The sequence below is a fragment of the Paenibacillus nuruki genome (assembly GCF_001721045.1).
In the GTDB taxonomy this organism is placed as follows: domain Bacteria; phylum Bacillota; class Bacilli; order Paenibacillales; family Paenibacillaceae; genus Saccharibacillus; species Saccharibacillus nuruki.
Genome location: NZ_MDER01000038.1, coordinates 39,447 through 58,595, shown reverse-complemented (window position 1 = coordinate 58,595; position 19,149 = coordinate 39,447). Strand labels below are relative to the sequence as shown.

The 19,149-nt window shown below is 36.5% G+C and carries 11 protein-coding genes and 2 pseudogenes; all 13 read left to right on the top strand.

Annotation, left to right across the window (positions count from 1 at the left end; genetic code table 11):
- Window position 1 precedes the first annotated feature (1 nt).
- A pseudogene (locus tag PTI45_RS24635) lies at window positions 2–4,228 on the top strand (SDR family NAD(P)-dependent oxidoreductase); the annotation flags it as partial.
- 384 nt (window positions 4,229–4,612) lie between these two features.
- A pseudogene (locus PTI45_RS24630) lies at window positions 4,613–6,577 on the top strand (beta-ketoacyl synthase N-terminal-like domain-containing protein); the annotation flags it as partial.
- A gap of 111 nt (window positions 6,578–6,688) precedes the next feature.
- The gene (locus tag PTI45_RS24625; RefSeq protein WP_425415578.1) at window positions 6,689–7,975 is read left to right on the top strand and encodes a thioesterase domain-containing protein; all 1,287 of its coding nucleotides are present in this window, start codon (window positions 6,689–6,691) and stop codon (window positions 7,973–7,975) included.
- A 140-nt stretch (window positions 7,976–8,115) separates the two neighbouring features.
- On the top strand, window positions 8,116–8,631 hold the full coding sequence (locus PTI45_RS10855) for an isoprenylcysteine carboxylmethyltransferase family protein (RefSeq protein WP_175425167.1): 516 nt from the start codon (window positions 8,116–8,118) through the stop codon (window positions 8,629–8,631).
- Between the two features lie 128 nt (window positions 8,632–8,759).
- The gene (locus PTI45_RS10850) at window positions 8,760–9,965 is read left to right on the top strand and encodes a cytochrome P450 (protein WP_069327597.1); all 1,206 of its coding nucleotides are present in this window, start codon (window positions 8,760–8,762) and stop codon (window positions 9,963–9,965) included.
- 134 nt (window positions 9,966–10,099) lie between these two features.
- Window positions 10,100–10,627 (top strand): antiterminator LoaP, encoded by a 528-nt coding sequence (gene loaP / locus PTI45_RS10845; protein WP_069327596.1) that lies wholly within the window; start codon window positions 10,100–10,102, stop codon window positions 10,625–10,627.
- Window positions 10,628–10,801: 174 nt separating this feature from the next.
- Window positions 10,802–11,740: an alpha/beta hydrolase gene (locus tag PTI45_RS10840; RefSeq protein ID WP_069327595.1), complete on the top strand. Its 939-nt coding sequence runs from the start codon at window positions 10,802–10,804 to the stop codon at window positions 11,738–11,740.
- 789 nt (window positions 11,741–12,529) lie between these two features.
- Entirely contained in the window at window positions 12,530–12,997 is a 468-nt protein-coding gene (locus PTI45_RS10835) for a DinB family protein (RefSeq protein WP_069327594.1), read from the top strand.
- Between the two features lie 182 nt (window positions 12,998–13,179).
- Window positions 13,180–13,761 (top strand): hypothetical protein, encoded by a 582-nt coding sequence (locus tag PTI45_RS10830; protein WP_069327593.1) that lies wholly within the window; start codon window positions 13,180–13,182, stop codon window positions 13,759–13,761.
- A complete protein-coding gene (locus PTI45_RS10825) occupies window positions 13,739–14,791 on the top strand; it encodes a BtrH N-terminal domain-containing protein (RefSeq protein WP_069327592.1) in 1,053 nt (350 codons plus the stop codon). Before PTI45_RS10830 ends, PTI45_RS10825 begins: the two co-directional genes overlap by 23 nt.
- A complete protein-coding gene (locus PTI45_RS10820) occupies window positions 14,792–15,535 on the top strand; it encodes a LytR/AlgR family response regulator transcription factor (protein WP_069327591.1) in 744 nt (247 codons plus the stop codon).
- Between the two features lie 3 nt (window positions 15,536–15,538).
- The gene (locus tag PTI45_RS10815) at window positions 15,539–16,825 is read left to right on the top strand and encodes an ATP-binding protein (protein WP_069327590.1); all 1,287 of its coding nucleotides are present in this window, start codon (window positions 15,539–15,541) and stop codon (window positions 16,823–16,825) included.
- Between the two features lie 144 nt (window positions 16,826–16,969).
- Window positions 16,970–19,030 (top strand): serine hydrolase domain-containing protein, encoded by a 2,061-nt coding sequence (locus PTI45_RS10810; RefSeq protein WP_069327589.1) that lies wholly within the window; start codon window positions 16,970–16,972, stop codon window positions 19,028–19,030.
- The last annotated feature ends 119 nt before the right edge of the window (window positions 19,031–19,149 follow it).

Sequence of the window (19,149 nt, the reverse complement as noted above, 5' to 3'; positions counted from 1 at the left end):
CATGACTATAGCATCTCGTACCGAAACCTTTTTGCAAAAGCTGAAGCATACCGATTATTTTGTACAAGATCATCGAGTGCATCAAATATGTACACTCCCTGGTGTTGTACTGCTTGATATGATTTATCGTCTCAGTTCTAAAGCATTAGGAACTCAATCTATTGAATTGCATCATGTTGTATTTAAGCAACCTATCGTTACATCAGAACAGTTTGATATTGACATTTTGGTATCTTTTACAACTCACGATACACATACAGATATCATCGTATCCAGTCGAAAAGTATATCATGCCCAGCAGAGTACCAAAGAGAACGACAAAGTGATTAATATGGAATGTTCGCTTCATCCTATAGATACTGACAGCAGTATTAAAGCACAGTCTCAAATGCCTTTGCTCAAGAAACAAGCCGCTATTCAATGGGATATGGACAAAGTATATGGATTAGCACGTCAGTCAGATATTCATCATTATGACTTTATGAAAAATTCGGGCACTGTATATCAACAAGGTGATAATGAGTGGATGCATTTACAGATCAGCTCTATAGCTACGCCTTATATTGATAAGTTTTATGCACATGTAGCTTTATTAGATGGAGCTACATTCGCCGGCACATCGTTTCGTTGGGATGAACAGGGCAATGAGAGATCACAGGAAGGGTTCAAACCATATATTCCATTTATGATTGAGCGATTTGTGATTTATCGTTCTCTTCCTGAACGTATCTATACTCATACTGTACAAACTAAAGAAGATCTTGTTGCTGATGCAGATATTATCAAACGTCATATTTCTATTTATGATGATGAAGGCAACGTTCTTGCAACATTTGAGAATCTTACTGCCAAACGAATTCGCGAAGCTCGATTAATTACAGGATTAGTAGATCCAATGTCTACACCTGTGGCTGCTATTCATTCAAAAGCAGAACATTTCACATCTCTAAATAGCCATATATCAGAATCGCCACTAACACAAATAGAACAGTTTTTACAGTTACAATTAGCAGATATTTTGATGACTGAACAAGAACAGATTGATTCTGAAACGGGTTTTTATGAATTAGGTTTAGATTCGATTAAGTTACTTGAATTAGTTACTTTTTTAGAACAGTATCTTCAAATCGAGTTATACCCAACATTATTATTTGAATATTCTACAGTGGCTACATTAGCAGCTTATTTGAATGATCACTGGCAGGATGCTTTTTTGAAAACATACACTCAATCTCGATCGTTCTCGAACCCTTTAGTGGAATCAGATACTATAGATACATTTGAGAATAGTACAATTGCTTATCAACCTGTATGGGAAGTAATTCCAATCTCAACATCATCTTCAGCTAAAGATGATGCTGTCGATCGGATGATCATTTTATATACGCCATCTCAAGTGTGGAAAAAAGTATTATCAGATCATCCTAAAATAACGCATATTACTGAACTTCAACATGAGTTAGAGAATATTGTATCTTATCTACCTTCTTTAATAGAACAGATCTTTACACTGATTCAACAACATTTACAAACCAATGGACATCGTCCGACTGTGATTCAAATCGTCGCTGATAGATCTGATAGAACAGGAACAATTTGGGGACTCGAAGGAATGTTTAAAACCATTGCTCAAGAATATCCTTTTATTCAAAGTCAATTGATCTTGTTCGACGTGGAAAGTGTAGCTTATTCAGATCAAATAGTAGAACGATTAGATGAAGAGTTTGAACAGTCATCTATTGTTCCATCAATTAGTATTCATTATCAAGGTCATAGATTAGAACGCCATATTAGAAATTTGCAAGAAGTGACGCTGTTAGATTCTGGTTCTCATTCTATTACCCAGCATTCTTTTCGAAATGGTGGTGTCTACCTGATTATTGGAGGGATGGGTGGTTTGGGATATGAGCTAGCCAAGCATATTGCAGATCGTACTCATACTGTCCTTATTCTCATAGGAAGATCACCATTAAGTGATTCATTATCTTTACAGTTAGAGCTACTACGTTCTAAAGGATCAGAAGCAATATATATACAAACAGATATTAGTAAACATGAAGACGTCGAAAACATGGTTCATCTGATTTTGGCAAAATATTCAACGATTAATGGTGTTTTTCATTGTGCAGGTATTATTCAAGATAAGTTAATGATTCAGAAATCACTCACCGAATTACACCAGACGCTGCAACCTAAAATTCAAGGATTTATTCATTTAGATCAAGTGCTTTCTCAACAATCGCTTGATTTTTTTGTTGTTTTTTCTTCGCTGTCTGCTGTAGTAGGAAATATAGGACAATCTGATTATGCAGTAGCCAATGGATATTTAGATCAACTTGTATTAGAACGTGCGCTTAAAGTGAAAAAAGGACAACGCTCTGGCGGTACGTATACGATCAATTGGCAATTGTGGGAACAAGGGGGTATGCAAGTTAGTGATGCACATCGTCAGTTAATGTATAAGTCTGGCGGGATGGTTCCTTTACCAACAGATGAAGGCTTCCATATGCTTGATCTGATCTTGAAGTCTGATGCTCCTCAATTAGCCATATTATATGGAGATGCAGAACAAATTCGTTCTCGTATACAAGAGCATAGATCTGAATCTTCTGTATCCTCAAAAAATAACGATAGTTCTCCACAGCAGACGCAGGAGGATCATTCTACAGACATTGCTATTATTGGCGTGGGTGGGCGGTATCCAGATGCTAATACGATAGAACAATTATATGAAAATTTAAAAGCAGGTAAAGACTCTATTACCACTATTCCAGAACATCGTTGGGCTTCCAATCATACTGCATATTCGGTAGAGGACTATTACCGTTACGGTAGTTTTGTCGATCGTATAGATGATTTCGATCCTTTATTTTTTAATATTTCTCCATATCAAGCAGAACGAATGGACCCGCAAGCAAGGTTATTTTTACAGACCGTATGGGAAGCATGTGAAGATGCTGGATTTGCTGTACATCGTAATCAACATGATTATTCAGCTTCGAGCAGTCGTAGTGTAGGGGTTTTTGCAGGTGTATTTTGGAATCATTACGAGTTATATAGTGCCGAGATGTCACAGCAAGGTCGTCCTTCCGCTTTTGGTACCAATTCGGCTTCTATTGCTAATATGGTATCGTATCATTTGAATTTTCACGGACCGTCTATGGCTTTGGATAGTATGTGTTCATCGTCACTTACTGCCGTTCATCTTGCATGTGAAAGTATAAAACGTGGCGAATGTCATTATGCAGTAGCAGGCGGAGTTAATCTAGTCACTCATCCTCACAAGTATGTATTTTTGAAAGAAGCTCAATTTTTATCGTCAGAAGGGAAATGCAGAAGTTTTGGTAAAGATGGTGATGGATATGTTCCCGGGGAAGGCGTAGGGGCAGTACTTATGACTTCAGTAGCTGAAGCTAAAAAACAAGGTCATCCTATCTATGCGGTTATCAAAGGTTCGGCTCTTAATCATTCAGGAAGAACATCAGGGGCTACTGTTCCTGATCCAGTCGCTCAATCAGAAGTGATATTAAATGCATTAGCAGCGGCTCATATCGATCCCAGTACATTAAGCTATATCGAAACTCATGGCACAGGCACTTCTTTAGGAGACCCAATAGAACTACAAGCATTAGAACGTGCTTTTCGAAAAGCAGGCAGTACCCAACAACAATTTTGCGCTATCGGTTCACTCAAATCCAATATAGGACATTTAGAAGCTGCCGCAGGTATTGCAGGACTAACTAAATTATTACTGCAATTTAAGCATCAAGAAATTTTTCCTTCTCTTCATGCAGAACCGTTGAATCCACTTATTCCTTTTGGATCAACTTCTTTTTATGTACAACATCAAGGGAAAGTGTGGGAGCGACCAACGATTACGGACAATAATAGCACAAGTGAAATTCCATTACGTGCGGGGATTAGTTCATTTGGAGCCAATGGAAGTAATGCTCATGTAATAGTAGAAGAGTACGTTCCTGTACCTTCAAACATGGAGCAACAACACACTATCAATCATCAAAGCTCAGTCATTATTCCTTTATCTGCTCAGACTGAAGAACGGCTTCAAGTCTATGCGCAAAAATTACTAGATTTTGTACACACTGCGGATACCTCATTGAACTTGTGCAATCTGGCATATACTTTTCAATTGGGGCGTACTGAAATGAAAGCTCGTGTTGCATTTAATATTGCAGATATCGCTGATCTCAAACAACAATTGAATACTTTTATACAAAAAACAGATATAGCTCCTATCCAGCCGACATTAACTATACCTGACCAGCAATCAGATCGTAATGTGTTCATATCCCAACTTATAGCGAAGCAAGAATGGAATACATTAGCTCATGTATGGATGCAAGGAGTCAAAATCGATTGGACGATACTGTATCCAGATCACGTTTGTCAGTTGATCCATGCGCCTACGTATCCATTTAGAACAAATCGCTATTGGGTTCCAGACATTGATTCTGCTAGCTTATCGAACGAACAACAAATATCTAATGAACCAAAGGTACCATTAGAAGAAGTAAAATCAGAAGAAGTAGCTGTATCTTCTTTACATGAAGAGTCTATCGAAGAACACGTTTCAATAAAGTCTTTATCTATCATCGAAGAACAAGTGAAGACATGGATCAAGACGACTGCTGCTAAAATACTCAAAGTACAAATGATAGATATAGAGAACGATGTGGAACTAAGTGAGTATGGATTTGATTCGATTTTATTTACACAATTAGCCGATCAATTCAATCATCAGTTACAAACGGATCTAACACCTGCTCATTTTTTTGAACAAACAACGATCCAACAAATTACAGTATTTTTGATAGATCAATATAGTACAGAAATAAAGCAATTTTTTAGTGATGCTATTCAACAGCGTCCTGAGCCCATGAAGCGAAATAACACTAATTTATCGACATCATCAAAATCAAAAGAGAGTTCACTACCAAAATCAGGCGTTCCTGTTTCATCTTCTTTACCGGTAGATCATCAAGAACCTATTGCTATTATCGGAATGAGTGCTAAATTTCCGCAAGCAGAAGATATCGATCAATTCTGGGACAATCTTGTGTCCGGGAAAGATTGTATTGGTGAGATTCCTTCTAATCGTTGGGATTGGAAAAAACATTTTGGTGATCCTAATCAAAATAATTATAGAACCAATATTAAATGGGGAGGATTTATCGAAGGGATTGATGAATTTGATCCTTTATTTTTTGGTATTGCTCCTCGTGAAGCCGTGCATATGGATCCCCAACAACGTCTATTAATGATGTATGTATGGAAAGCGATTGAAGATGCTGGATATGCGGCTTCGAGTCTGGCAGGTTCACAGTTAGGTATATTTGTTGGAACAGGTAGCAGTGGTTACAATGTCATGATGGCACAAGCCAATGAACAGGTGGAAGCTTACTCCATTACAGCGAATGTACCTTCAGTAGGACCTAATCGAATGAGTCATTTTTTAAATGTACATGGCCCAAGCCAACCGATTGAGACTGCCTGTTCAAGCTCACTAGTCGCTATTCACCGAGCAGTAAATGCTATCCGTAGTGGCGATTGTGATACGGCTGTAACAGGTGGTGTGAATACGATTTTGTCATTGGATGCACATATCAGTCTGAATAAAGCTGGAATGCTTAGTCCAGATGGACGTTGTAAAACATTTTCTGCACAAGCCGATGGTTATGCACGTGGAGAAGGTGTAGGCATGATCTTTTTGAAAAAGTTAACAGATGCTCAAGCAGATGGAGATCATATTTATGGTGTTATTCGAGGCAGTTATGAGAATCATGGAGGCAAAGCAGGTTCTCTGACTGCTCCTAATCCTAAAGCACAGACGGCTTTGCTAAAAACAGCATTTTTGAGATCAGGTATTTCACCAGACACGATTAGTTTTATTGAAACTCATGGTACAGGAACACCTCTAGGCGATCCGATAGAAATCAATACTTTAAAATCAGCTTTTCAAGCTTCACCTGAGGAATCAACAGTATCTAATCATGCTGTCGGTTATTGTGGTATCGGTTCTGTAAAAAGCAATATTGGTCATTTGGAAATGGCCGCAGGTATCGCTGGAGTGATCAAAGTGTTATTGCAGATGAAGCATCAGAAGCTGGTCAAAAGTCTACATGCCGAAATCGTGAACCCCTATATTCATTTAGAAAATAGCCCTTTTTATATTGTTAACGAAACGCAAGACTGGCAAAGACTAAGAAATGAGAATGGACAAGAAATACCTCGGCGAGCAGGAGTAAGCTCTTTTGGTTTTGGTGGTTCCAATGCTCATGTCGTACTTGAAGAATATATTCCGGAAACATCTCAACATCATAACCAGACTGAATCTCCACATCAGCCTGTCCTTTTTGTATTATCTGCTGTTACCAAAGAACGGTTAGACGAACAGATTCAGCAGTGGATACAAGTACTTCAACAAAATCATTATACAGACGCTCAACTATCTGATATGGCGTATACACTTCAAGTCGGAAGAGACGCATTTGATATACGATTCGGATGTATCGTGAGTTCGATTGATGAATTAAAAGAAAAGCTTCAAGCTTATGTGATATCTGAACAGCCTATAGAAAATGTGTATACGGGTGATGCCTCAGCGCACAAATCATTTATTGCTTTGTTCAAAGCAGATGAGGAATTATCTGAAGCTGTGCATCAATGGATGCAACGATCTAAATATCATAAGTTACTTGAAGTGTGGGTGAAAGGGATTGATGTGAATTGGAGCGCATGGTATAAAGACTCTCAAATGCAACGAATAAGCTTACCTACGTATCCCTTTTCCAAAGAAAAATATTGGGTAAATGTATCATCGTTTAGTGAGAAAAGAGTGGAGTTACAAGAGAACCATATAAGCAAATCCCAAGATCAAGAAAACCAAGAAGGGCATACAAGCATAAATTCAATATCACCAAAAGTTGAAGTCGATGCTGTAGTCTCTATCCAAAAGCAAATCACCACCATTTTAGCTGACTTGTTAGGAGTAGCGGATACTTCTATACAAGCTGATGTTCCGTTAGATCGATATGGTATGAACTCTATTCTTATTTTACAGATGTTACAAAAGTTCCAGAGTCATATAGATCCATCCATTCAGCTAGAAGATATTGTAGAGTGTAATACGATTGAAGAGTTAGTCGCTGCTTTGCCTGTTGATTCTATTGATATTCATTCAGATTCGGAATCTATCGCCTATTCTGAATTGATTCATTTGAATGCAGTGACAACAGGACAGCCTATTTTTTGGATTCATGGCGGAACAGGTGGTGTTGAATCTTATCTACAGTTAGCTACTCAACTGAATCGACCTTTTTACGGTATTCAGGCTAAAGGTTATTTAAATGATGAACCTCCTTTGCAAAGTATTTATGCTATGGCTGCTTATTACACACGTATTATTCGTGATATTCAACCTGAAGGTCCATACGATGTAGGCGGATATTCATTAGGCGGCATACTAGCATATGAGATTATCCGTATATTGCAGACTATGGAGCAAGAAGTATCTTCAATAGTTATGATTGATTCCTTTTATCCTGATGATTCCAATCTTCAATGGAATACAGAGCATCCGTATCTATGGCAAATGCTCTATCCAAATGGTTCGACGGCTTCAAAAGAAAAATTTATAGATACTTGTTATCGTTTAGAACAAGCGTATGAATTAGATCAATATCAGCCGGTTCCTTTACTGGATTCACAATCGATTCGTAGTTACTATTTCCGTAATCAGAATGGTATTTTTGTAGACGAGAATAGCACAAATCCTACCGATTACTGGCAGAAATGGAGAACGATCTTACCACATCTTCATATAGTGGATATTGATACTTCTAATCATTTTGTGATGTTATCTGAACAGAAATCGCTCCAACAGATTATGATATCTATTCAATCAATTTATACGTCATCTGATATCTCTCATACAGTATCTTCTATAACTTTATAAAGGATTAAACAACCTACGGTACCCTGTAAAGGAGGTGATGCAGAGAACCGGGGTATTTGTTGATTTTATTTTTAAATGTCATAGCTGTATTTGTTCTATGTGAAGTAATGCCTATACGAAAATAAGAGGAGATGTTTGTAATGATGATCGGTATTATCTTAATTCTACTATGTATGATTCGTGTTCCGTCTGCCATGATATCTGCACGTAATGAGAAACAAATCAAAGCTAATGGTGGAGTCGAGTATGGTATGAATAACAGCAAACTACTTATTGCTGTACAAGGGTTAATCTATTTAGGATGTATCATTTATGCTTTTGTATATGATGTTCAGTTTAGCTGGCTAACGATTGTCGGATTACTAGTATATCTATTCTCTTTGGTTACACTAATGTATGTTATTCGCACACTTAGTCCTTTTTGGACATTCAAATTGTATATTGCTAAAGATCACAAACTGGTTGAAAGTCCATTGTTCAAGCATGTACGCCATCCTAATTATTACATGAATATTATTCCAGAGTTGATCGGTTTTGCACTGATTTCTCAAGCATGGATAGTCTTTATTCCTTTATTTATTTTGCATTTGATTACATTAATTAATCGAATTTCATTAGAAGAGAAAGTAATGAAGCAGACGTTCCAACAATATTAAAACACAGATGTAAGATATTTTGGTTTTCAAAAATCATTTTCGGATTGGACTAGATAGAATAGATCGCACTTATACTGCCAAGCACTGTTTGCTATTTATAAAATAACAGACCATTAGGAGGAATTAGAATGGAGAACAAAACAAGAGAGTATTTTCCTGACTTGACGCAAGTGAGCGGTTTTACAACCAATGAAGAGAAGTATGAACCTTTTGCATGGTATCAACAAATGCGGCAAAATGACCCTGTATATTATGACGAAGGACAAGATGTATGGAATGTATTTAAGTACGATGATGTGAAAAGAGTAGCTGAAGATAAAGATTATTTTTCGAATGCTGTGTTACTTCCTGATATTATTAAAGATTCGTTAATGGGTTTAGATCAGCCCAAGCACACACTTAATCGAGCATTGATCAATCGAGCGTTCACACCCAAAGCGGTAATGTCTTGGATTCCAAAAATTGATCACATCATAGCTGAACTAATGGATGCCATAGATGGTAAACAGCAGATCGATATTGTGCAAGATTTTGCTTTTCCACTTCCAATGATTATCATTTCAGAATTGCTTGGGATTCCTACGGAAGATCTTGAAAAGTTTAGAGCATGGGTGAGTACACTTACTGTAGCACCGCAAGATAATACTATTGAAGAATATATGCGTATTGCTCAAATTCAAGCAGAAGCAAGTCAACAATTAATCGTTTATTTCCAACATATTATAGAGATCAAGCGTGCTCAACCAGAGCAAGATATCATTTCCGATCTTATTCAAGCAGAGGAAAATGGATACAGATTATCCCCTGAAGAATTGATGGGTAGTTGTGTCTTTTTGCTTATAGCAGGTAATGAAACGACAACAAGTCTAATCACGAATTCTATTTACTGTCTCAATCAAAATAATTTGTTTGAGACATTGCATACACAGCCACAACTTATTCCCACTACTATTGAAGAAGTATTGCGATACCGTGCTCCTGTTCAACGTACTATTCGTAAAGTATCACAAAATACAGAGATTGGTGGAAAATCGTTAAAAGCTGGAGATTATATCGCGAATTGGATAGGATCAGCGAACCGAGATGAAGATCATTTCGAACAAGCAGAATTGTTTCTTCCTAGTCGCCGTAATAATAAGCATCTTTCATTCGGTAAAGGTATCCATGTTTGTTTGGGATCTCAATTGGCTCGAATTGAAGTGAAAGCAGCTTTAACAGCTCTTATACAAAAGTATCCAAACATGAGAGTGAGCTCTAATTATCAGATTGATATTGCGTATAGCAACATTTATAGCCTGAAAAGCTTACCTGTGGAACTTGGCAAAAGTACATAGGTCTTTTTATTAAAAAATACAGATAACAAATCGGAATAAAATACTTTCATATTTTAATTTACTTTCGTATAATAAAAATGGTTTAAAATGTAATTAATGGTTTTAATTTAAATTATTTTTGTTGAGGAGGCATTATGAGTTGGTATACATTTTTCGTCCAAACCGGTAAAGAAGAAAACATTAAACAGCATATGGACCGACATTATGACGACGAGCAACTCAAATGCATGATACCCAAAAGAATAATACCTGAAAAACATAAGGGTATTGTCAAAGATGAAGTGAAAATATTATTTCCAGGTTATATTTTTGTGAAAACAAATATGATTCAAGATGTATATCATTCGATCAAAACAACGCCTCATGTTTATTATTTAGTAGGTAGTTCTTCTTGCACGACAAGTAACAGGAAAGAATATTTTACTAAAATTCCTGAAAATCAAATGGATTGGTTACTTCAACTTTTTGGACAAAATCATATTATTGGTTATTCTGATATTATGGTCTTGGATAAAAATGTTCATGTTATTTCAGGTCCGCTTATGGGAAAAGAAGCTATTATACGTAAAATTGATAAACGTAAAGGCAGAGCCAAAATTGAAATACATTTACTCAATGATATTCGACTTATTGACGTCGGAATTGAAATATTATCTCCATGATCATAAGGTATAGAAGACTCGTTTAAGATTTAAGTCGGATCGCTTAATAAGGCGATCTGACTTTTTTTACATATGATTAGATCGAAGATCAAGGTTTCATTATAGCTAGAGTTGGGGAATCAATCCTTGAGTATAGGTATACTATAATAAGTTAAAGAAAGGATGTACTCACTTATGCCCGTCGATCCTCAAGTTCAACAATTGCTTAATATGATCAATCAATTTCCTATGCCTCCATTTAATACGATCTCTCCATCAGACTATCGTGATATGGAGAAGATGATGACATTACCTTTTATGGCAAATAAAACAGAATTACATGAAGTGAAAGATCAAGTGATTCCTTTGAAAGATCGTGACCTTGCTATTCGTATCTATAGACCAACCGCAGCAGAAGGACCACGTCCAGCACTTGTTTTTTATCATGGTGGTGGATGGGTAGTAGGAAGTCTAGATTCTCATGATGAAATGTGTCGTAGGCTTGCACATGAGTCTAGTTGTACCGTGATTGCTGTCGATTATCGTTTAGCACCAGAATATAAATTTCCCACAGCGGTATGGGATGCGTATGATGCATTAGTGTATTTGACAGAACATGCAGAAGAGTTCCAGATCGATCCGATGCGAATCGCAGTAAGTGGAGATAGTGCAGGTGGCAATCTAGCTACGGTAGCTTGTATTATTGCGAAGCAACGGGGCGGAGTACCTGCTATTCAATATCAATTGCTATATTATCCATCTGTAGGTAATGAGAAAGATACAGATTCTTATCGTGACAATCAAAAAGGGTATTTGCTTACAGCAGATATGATGGATTGGTTCCGTACACATTACTTCAATACAGAAGAGGAAAGTCAGCATGTGTATGCAGCCCCATTATTATATGAAGACTTGAGTGGATTGCCTCCGGCGATGATTATTACAGCTGAATATGATCCATTGCGAGATGGTGGAGCAGCTTATGCCAAAAAGCTACAAGAACAAGGTGTTGCTGTAGAATATATGTGTTACGAAGGAATGATTCATGGTTTTATGAGTATGCCACAGATCGATAAAGCAACAGCAGGTGTACTACAAGGTGCAGAAGCGTTAAAACGTATTTTTAATCTATAAAACACATAAAACCCCGCATCCTTGAATATCAAGAGTGTGGGGTTTTACGTGTTATTTTGAATATACAATTAAATTTTTCCTCCTGAAACAATCCTCCTGCGTGACATGGCACATACTTTCATATTTTCCATGTTGCCGATCATTAGGTCTTCACCATTTCAATAATCGTTGTACTGATTGTTATACTTATTTGATAAAAAACATTTCTTTGTTCGCCTTACCTCCAAACTCTACGTAAAGGAGATAGCGATATCCGTTCCTCCAATCTTCAAGTTTTGGAGAACTTCATCAAGCATATCCGGCTTCCATCCAAATCATGTCGCTTATGATTTCCCGTATACCCACGATCTCACGAAAAACGTTTTCACTGACGCTTTTCTTGCGTGTTATCGATTCTAGTATACTTCGCTAACATTTTCCAACGGAATCCTGCTCCCTTCCTGTATATCTTAACTACTAATACGGAAATGAGACTATCACCTGATTGGTGCTTGTGTGTTGCTTATGTGATGCAGCACCTCTTGGTGATGTCTTTATAATAAACCTATCTTTTCAAAAGTTAAAGGGGAGTAAAGTTTGTTTTGGGACTGTAAAATCTCATTTAGCTTACTCAGATCACGTATACTTGATTTCGCTTACATTTACTGATTATTTTTAGCTTTTTTAATGTTTTATTTAGTAGCAAAGTTGAATTTAAAATGGATTAAAGTTAGACTTTAAAAGGTTGCTTTTATTTTGTTCTATAAAAGCATGGAGATTAGATTATATTTTTATATTAGGAGGATCATCATGTCAGACTTATTTATATTTGGATTATTTGAAAGAACACGTAAAAGTATTCTTGGTTATACGGCAGAGTTGACTCCAGAACAACGTTCGATTGTTCCTACAGGGTTCAACAATAATATTCACTGGCAATTGGGTCATATTATGGTGGTTACGGATATGATTCTATTTGGTTTTTCAGGCAAAAGTGGCGAGGTTCCTGCTGAGTACAAAACATTCTTCGGACCAGGTACCAAACCAGCCGATTGGACTACAGAAGCACCAGCATGGGAAGAATTGCTTGATCTATTTGCTAAGCAAACTCATCTGGTACGCGAAACATTTGCAGGACAGATCAATGAACCTGTAGTGAACAAAGAGAACTTTGCCAAAGCAGATACGATCGGCGATCTGTTAGAGTTGAACACGATGCACGAAAGTTCACATTCAGGTATGGTCAATGCGATGTCTAAATTGGTCAAACAAGCTTAATATCTAATAGATATAGCCATAGATAAAAGGACTATAGCATATACAGCTGTAGTCCTTTTTTGGTTATATTAGTGTAAATAAAGTAAGCGTTAACATTAAGATTGACTATCATTATAAAATAACGTAACATTCGAATTAATTGGAATATTATTACATAATAAACTATCTTCGAGGTGAGCCTGATGGAACAATATTATCCTTTACCTTTAGACGATTATTACAATAACAACGGGTTTAGTTATGATCTAGAACAACGAATAGGTAATTTCACTACATTTGGCTCCTCTTATCCTGGAGATGAGATCCCAGATCAGAAAGATCTCATTATTGAAGATATTCCGTTTTTATTTCCAGAGGCTAAGTCTACTTTTAATAATATAGAATTAGAAAATCAGCGTTTATCTGTTCCTGAACATCACTATACCGCAATGTCTATTTTGGGTGCGGCAGATAATGGCTCTTATGATGAAAATGTTGAGTATCATTTGAACGATACATTAGTACATCGGATGCCGTTAGCTTTGACCAATTGGACCGATCAGATGCCTAAATACAATGAAAAAGTAGTCTATCGTTGTAGTGGTATATATACACAGAAAGGATCTTTGTTAACAAGTAAACAAACGACCATTTGGCTACAAACGATTCAGTTTGAGCATCCTATTCATATCAATGCTATCGTATTACCGGATAATCCTTGTATGCACCTATTCGCCATAACCTTAAAAAAGGAGAATACGAATGAACATGCAACCACGATCTGAACCCAAAGAAGGTGAAGACTGCTTTACATTATGTGTTAGCAGTATTTTGGCATACCACAAAGTTCCTGAATTTTGTAGTGTATGGAAACAATGCGGATTGGTGTATACAGAACAAGGAACAGAGGAGACAGCTCGAATCTCTCCAATCTATAGGGCTACTGAAAAGGATTTGCAACATATTCACCATATCTATCTACAGATTTATCGGACAGATGATCAGAGTAGTGTGGTATCCCATATCAAACAATTACTTCTTCAAGGGGAACCTGTGATTGTCTGGTTGGATGTTTTTGATATGAAATATAACTCCTTATATCAACTGCGTCATTTTGCACATTGTTTGTTACTTGTAGGTTATACAGACGGACAATTTGAATTTATAGACGAATTTTATCATCTTAAAGATACGATCGATGAACAGACCTTGATTAACGCACTCGATCTGACACAGACCGAAATGATTGAAGAAGGCACGCAATATGTCTATAATGTGGTGGATAGTACTCAAGCGGTTATGGATGTGCAAGAACAGGATATCTATGATGTGATCCAAATGAATCTAGAGGTGATGGAGAGTCAGCATTCCAATGTGCTCACAACCGATCATGGACGACCTCTAGTGAATGCGCATACAGGCTTAGAAGCATTAGATCGATATATAGATCATATTCGTCACTGTACCGCAGATGTTACGTTATTAACGGATAATTATGTTGAACAAATGTATCAAGATTTATCTAGAATAAGTAACAATCGCTATTTGTTTACCTACTTTTTGCAACAAGGTATATCTTACCATCCATCCATCGAAAAATTGATTTACAAGTACCAGTATGTAGCTCAGCGTTGGAAGCTAGTCTCTAACATGGCACTCAAAAGCCAATATGTCGAAGGGGAAAAACGTCAACATATGCTTATTCGCATTTTGCACAAATTAGAAGATGTTCGTCCGTTAGAAAGTGAACTAATCGAAATCAGCCACATGATACTAGCAAAAAATGATCAAGAGATAGAAATGGAGTATTTATAAATGACCTATAGAGTGGCTATCTGTGATGATGAGCAGCAGCAACGTGAACTTGTCCAACATATGCTGATGACATTATCTATGAAAACCAGCATTGATTTTGAAATTGAATATTTTGAAGCAGGCGAATCATTAGTATCTCATTATCAGAATGGTCAAGAACCTTTCCATATCTTAATTTTGGATATCGAAATGAATGGGATTAATGGAATTCAGACCGCCCAACGTATTAGAGATCTCAAGCATCTGGATGAACAGATCGTATTTTTGACCAGTTATCCTGACTATATGATAGAAAGCTTTGATGTAGTGACTTTTCAGTACTTGCTCAAGCCTATCGCCGTTGATGTTTTTGAAGAAAAGATGCTTAAGCTGTGTCAGTATTTTCAAGCGCTAGATAAAAGAATATTGATTATCAAATCAGACTATGAAGAAGTTGTACTTAAACACGATGATATTATTTCAATTGAAGTGGTCAAAAGCTTAACGATCAAAAACAAATTGCATGTAGTGACTTCTGAGCAAACGCATACGACCAAAGGCATTATTTCGAACTATGCTACAGCGCTGAAGTCGTATCACTTTTTACAAATTCATCGTTCGATTATCATCAATTTACTCCATGTCAAAAAATTCGCAGGAGGCATGGTGTTGATGTCCAACGGAGAAGAACTACCGATCGGGCGTTCTAAAGTGAAAGAAGTCAAAGATGCCTATACTAAATTTATGATTACAGGTATGAATTAACGTATGGAAAATCAATTATTGTTACTGAATGCGTGTATTGTGTTAGTGATGGGTTATCAAATTAATTTTTATTTTAATGCTGTTTTTGGCAAAGCTCAGCAGGGATCGAATCGGTGGATCTATTTTATTGTTTTTGGTGTACTTGATTTCGTTTACTTAAATTCGTATACATCGTCTGTATTGTCTTCGGTATTAGCATTAATAGTTATTTTTAGCTTGTCGATTTCTTATCACATTGAACTCAAAATGAAAATCGTTTTTTCGATTCTATATGCTGTATTGTTGACGTTGGTTAATTTTATATCCCTGTATATTTTGTATCCGTTCAATGCTGCAAATCTAGGTGTTTCCAATCCTGTGAATATTGCAGAATATGTTATTTTATCCAAAAGTGTATTGCTCAGTTGCCTGATTATGTTTGTGATTATTCTTATTATTCGGTTTGTGGTGAAGCGTAGAAGTTTTCCTTTACATTATCGGTACTATCTACTATTTCTGACTATACCAGCGATCAGTATTTATCAAGTCAATGTATTATCGATGTATAGTGAGAAGAATATGTATTACTTTATCTCGATTTTTAGCTTTCTTTTTTTGAATGTATTTATTATGTACATTTTAGATAATATGATTGAGAAATTTCAATTAATGCATGAAAATATGCAGTTGCAAGATCAGATGGATTACCAAGATGCTAATTATGAGAAAACTGTGCATAGTTTTAAACAGATTAAGCGCATAATTCATGATACGCATCAGCAATTTCTTTATATCGAGCAATGTATCGAAAAAAATGAATTAGCAGAAGCCAAGCAACATATCCAAACTACCCTTAATAAGGTCGAGGATGCGTATCAGCGTGTTAATACAGGCAATCTAGTCGTTGATGCGTTAGTGACCAATGCGCTCAATATTGGGCAAGCCAATGGCATTCAGATCGATACTCAGTTACAACTATATTCTCAGCATATACAGATCGAACGCTATGATCTGTGCGTGGTACTGGGCAATATGTTAGACAATGCAATCGAAGCTTCTAAAAAAATTAAAATAGCAGAAGACCGTTATATATTGATCAAAATCCAATCCAGTTCGTCTCACTTATCGATTCATATCTTGAATCATATGGAACAAGGAGCAGGGCAATTGCAAAGTCAGAAGCTTAACCCTGATTATCATGGGATAGGGCTCACCAATATTGATCGTATCTGTAATAAATACGGTGGAAATATGACAATCGAGAGCAAACATCAAGTATTTAACAATATGGTGGTTATTCCGTTTCAATAAATGATTTCTATCCAAACAATCTCTTATCGATGTCGTTGAGGGATTGTTTTTTTCGTTTCAGCCCCTTTTGGTTATAATTCTGATTTTTATAGGTAAGATACAGTTATTGATTACATCTGAATATATTACAGGAGGCTATACCGAATGAAAAAGATAGGAAGTTTACTATTAGCGGCTGTATTAACCGTGGTACCGATGAGTCAGACGTTTGCGCAGGGAAGTACAGCTAGTCTATCTAGCGAAGAAAAAGCCAAACAATTAGCTACGACAGTGGTAAAAGATTATGGAGCAAGTGGTGTTCAGTATGCTATTGTCGATCATGGTAAAGTAATTTTATCCGGTCATGCAGGCATCAAAAACCAAGCAGCGAAAGAACAGATTACGCCGGACACGATGTTTGGAATTGGGTCTGTTAGTAAAATGTATGTCACTTCAGCGGTGATGATGTTAGTGGATGCAGGTAAAATTGATATCAATCAACCTCTAACGACATATATTCCTGATTTTAAAATGGCAGATGAGCGTTACAAAAAAATCACTCCTCGCCTATTAATGAATCATTCTTCAGGGTTATACGGGTCACATTACCATAATAGTATTCTATTTGATGATAATGATACTCAGAACTACGATAACTTATTAAAAGAGCTACAAACAGAACGTCTCAAAGCAGATCCGGGAGCATTTTCAGTCTATAGTAACGATAGTTTTCAATTACTTGAAGTGCTAGTCGAACGAGTAAGTGGAATGAGTTATTCTGAATTTGTCAAAACTCATATTAGTGAGCCAATGAATTTCAAATCTACACATACGCCATTAGATACGTTTGATCGCAATCAACTATCCAAAACATATTTCCCGGGCATCGCGAGTGCATTACCTGTAGAAAACGCGAATATATTAGGGACAGGCGGTATTTACTCTACAGCAGAAGAATTAGCTACATTTGGTGACGTGTTGATGGGAAATAAGACCGACCTTTTGTCAGAAAAATCTGCTCAAGCTATGCAAAAAAATGAGTATCGGAATGGAATTTGGGTTCCAGAAGAACGAAATACAACTAATTATGGATTGGGTTGGGATGCTGTTAATTTAGCTCCTTTTAGCGATTACGGGATCAAAGCGTTATCCAAAGGTGGAGATACGATTATGTATCATGCGGATCTGATCTCTTTGCCAGAATATGATATGTCTGCTGCCGTCGTTTCTGCGGGAGGATCTTCTATATACAATACACAATTAGCAACTCAATTGTTGTTACAAGAATTGAAAGATCAAGGTAAAATCAAAAAGATATTACCTGATCAAACCTTCAAACCTGCTGTTCAAGTCAAAATGCCTGCTGAACTCAAGCAATATAGTGGATTATACGGCACATTAGATAACACATTAACATTGGATATTAGCAAAGGGAAAATAGCACTACCTGATATATTAGGTGGAATTATCCCTGCTCAGACGTATGTGTACACAGGCAAAAAACAATTCACCAGTAAAGATGGAAGTGCGATAGTAAGCTTTGATAAACAAAAGAATGGAAAAACCTATATCAAAGTGAACGCAAATGTAAGTCTTCCGGGGTTAGGACAAACCGTCATGGTATTTTATGAATATCAAAAATTAAGTAAAAATAAAGTTTCGACTACCGTACAAAAAGCATGGAAAGCACGTGATGGTAAAAAATATTATGCTGTAGACGAAAAGATTAATTCTGCTTTTTATATAGCACCGTCTATTTTGACTAAAACATTGAAGGTCGATGCTACAAATGGTTATGTCAATGGAGACCGAATCATCGATCAGAACAATGCTGTCAATGTAGCACAGATTCCTGTTATGACCGGCAGAGATACTTTCGATCTAGAATTTGTCAAACAAAATAATGTGGAATATCTAAAAGCAGTCAAACAACTATATATTCCAGAAGATGCGATTCAACCTTTATCTAAACAAAATGCTTCCAAAGTCACGATCGCTTCCAATGGACATGTAAAGTGGTTCAAAATAGATAAAACGACAGCTGGTAAATCAATCACTGTCGATTATGCCAACAATGCAGGCTTTGTTGTATACGATGACAAAGGAATGGTTGTCCAATCTTCTATTATTAATCACAAAAAATCAGTGGTTCTTCCTCAAAATGGTTTGATTGTTTTTGGTGGTGAAGCAGGCGATATGTTGAAAGTAACATGGGGTAAAAAGTAAAACAATACTAGTTAAATAAAATAATCTAAATAAAGAATAGAATAAACAAGAAGTACGTACAAACAGAAAGAATGTTTATGCGTACTTCTTTTTTTGTATTATAATCTTCTAGTAAATAT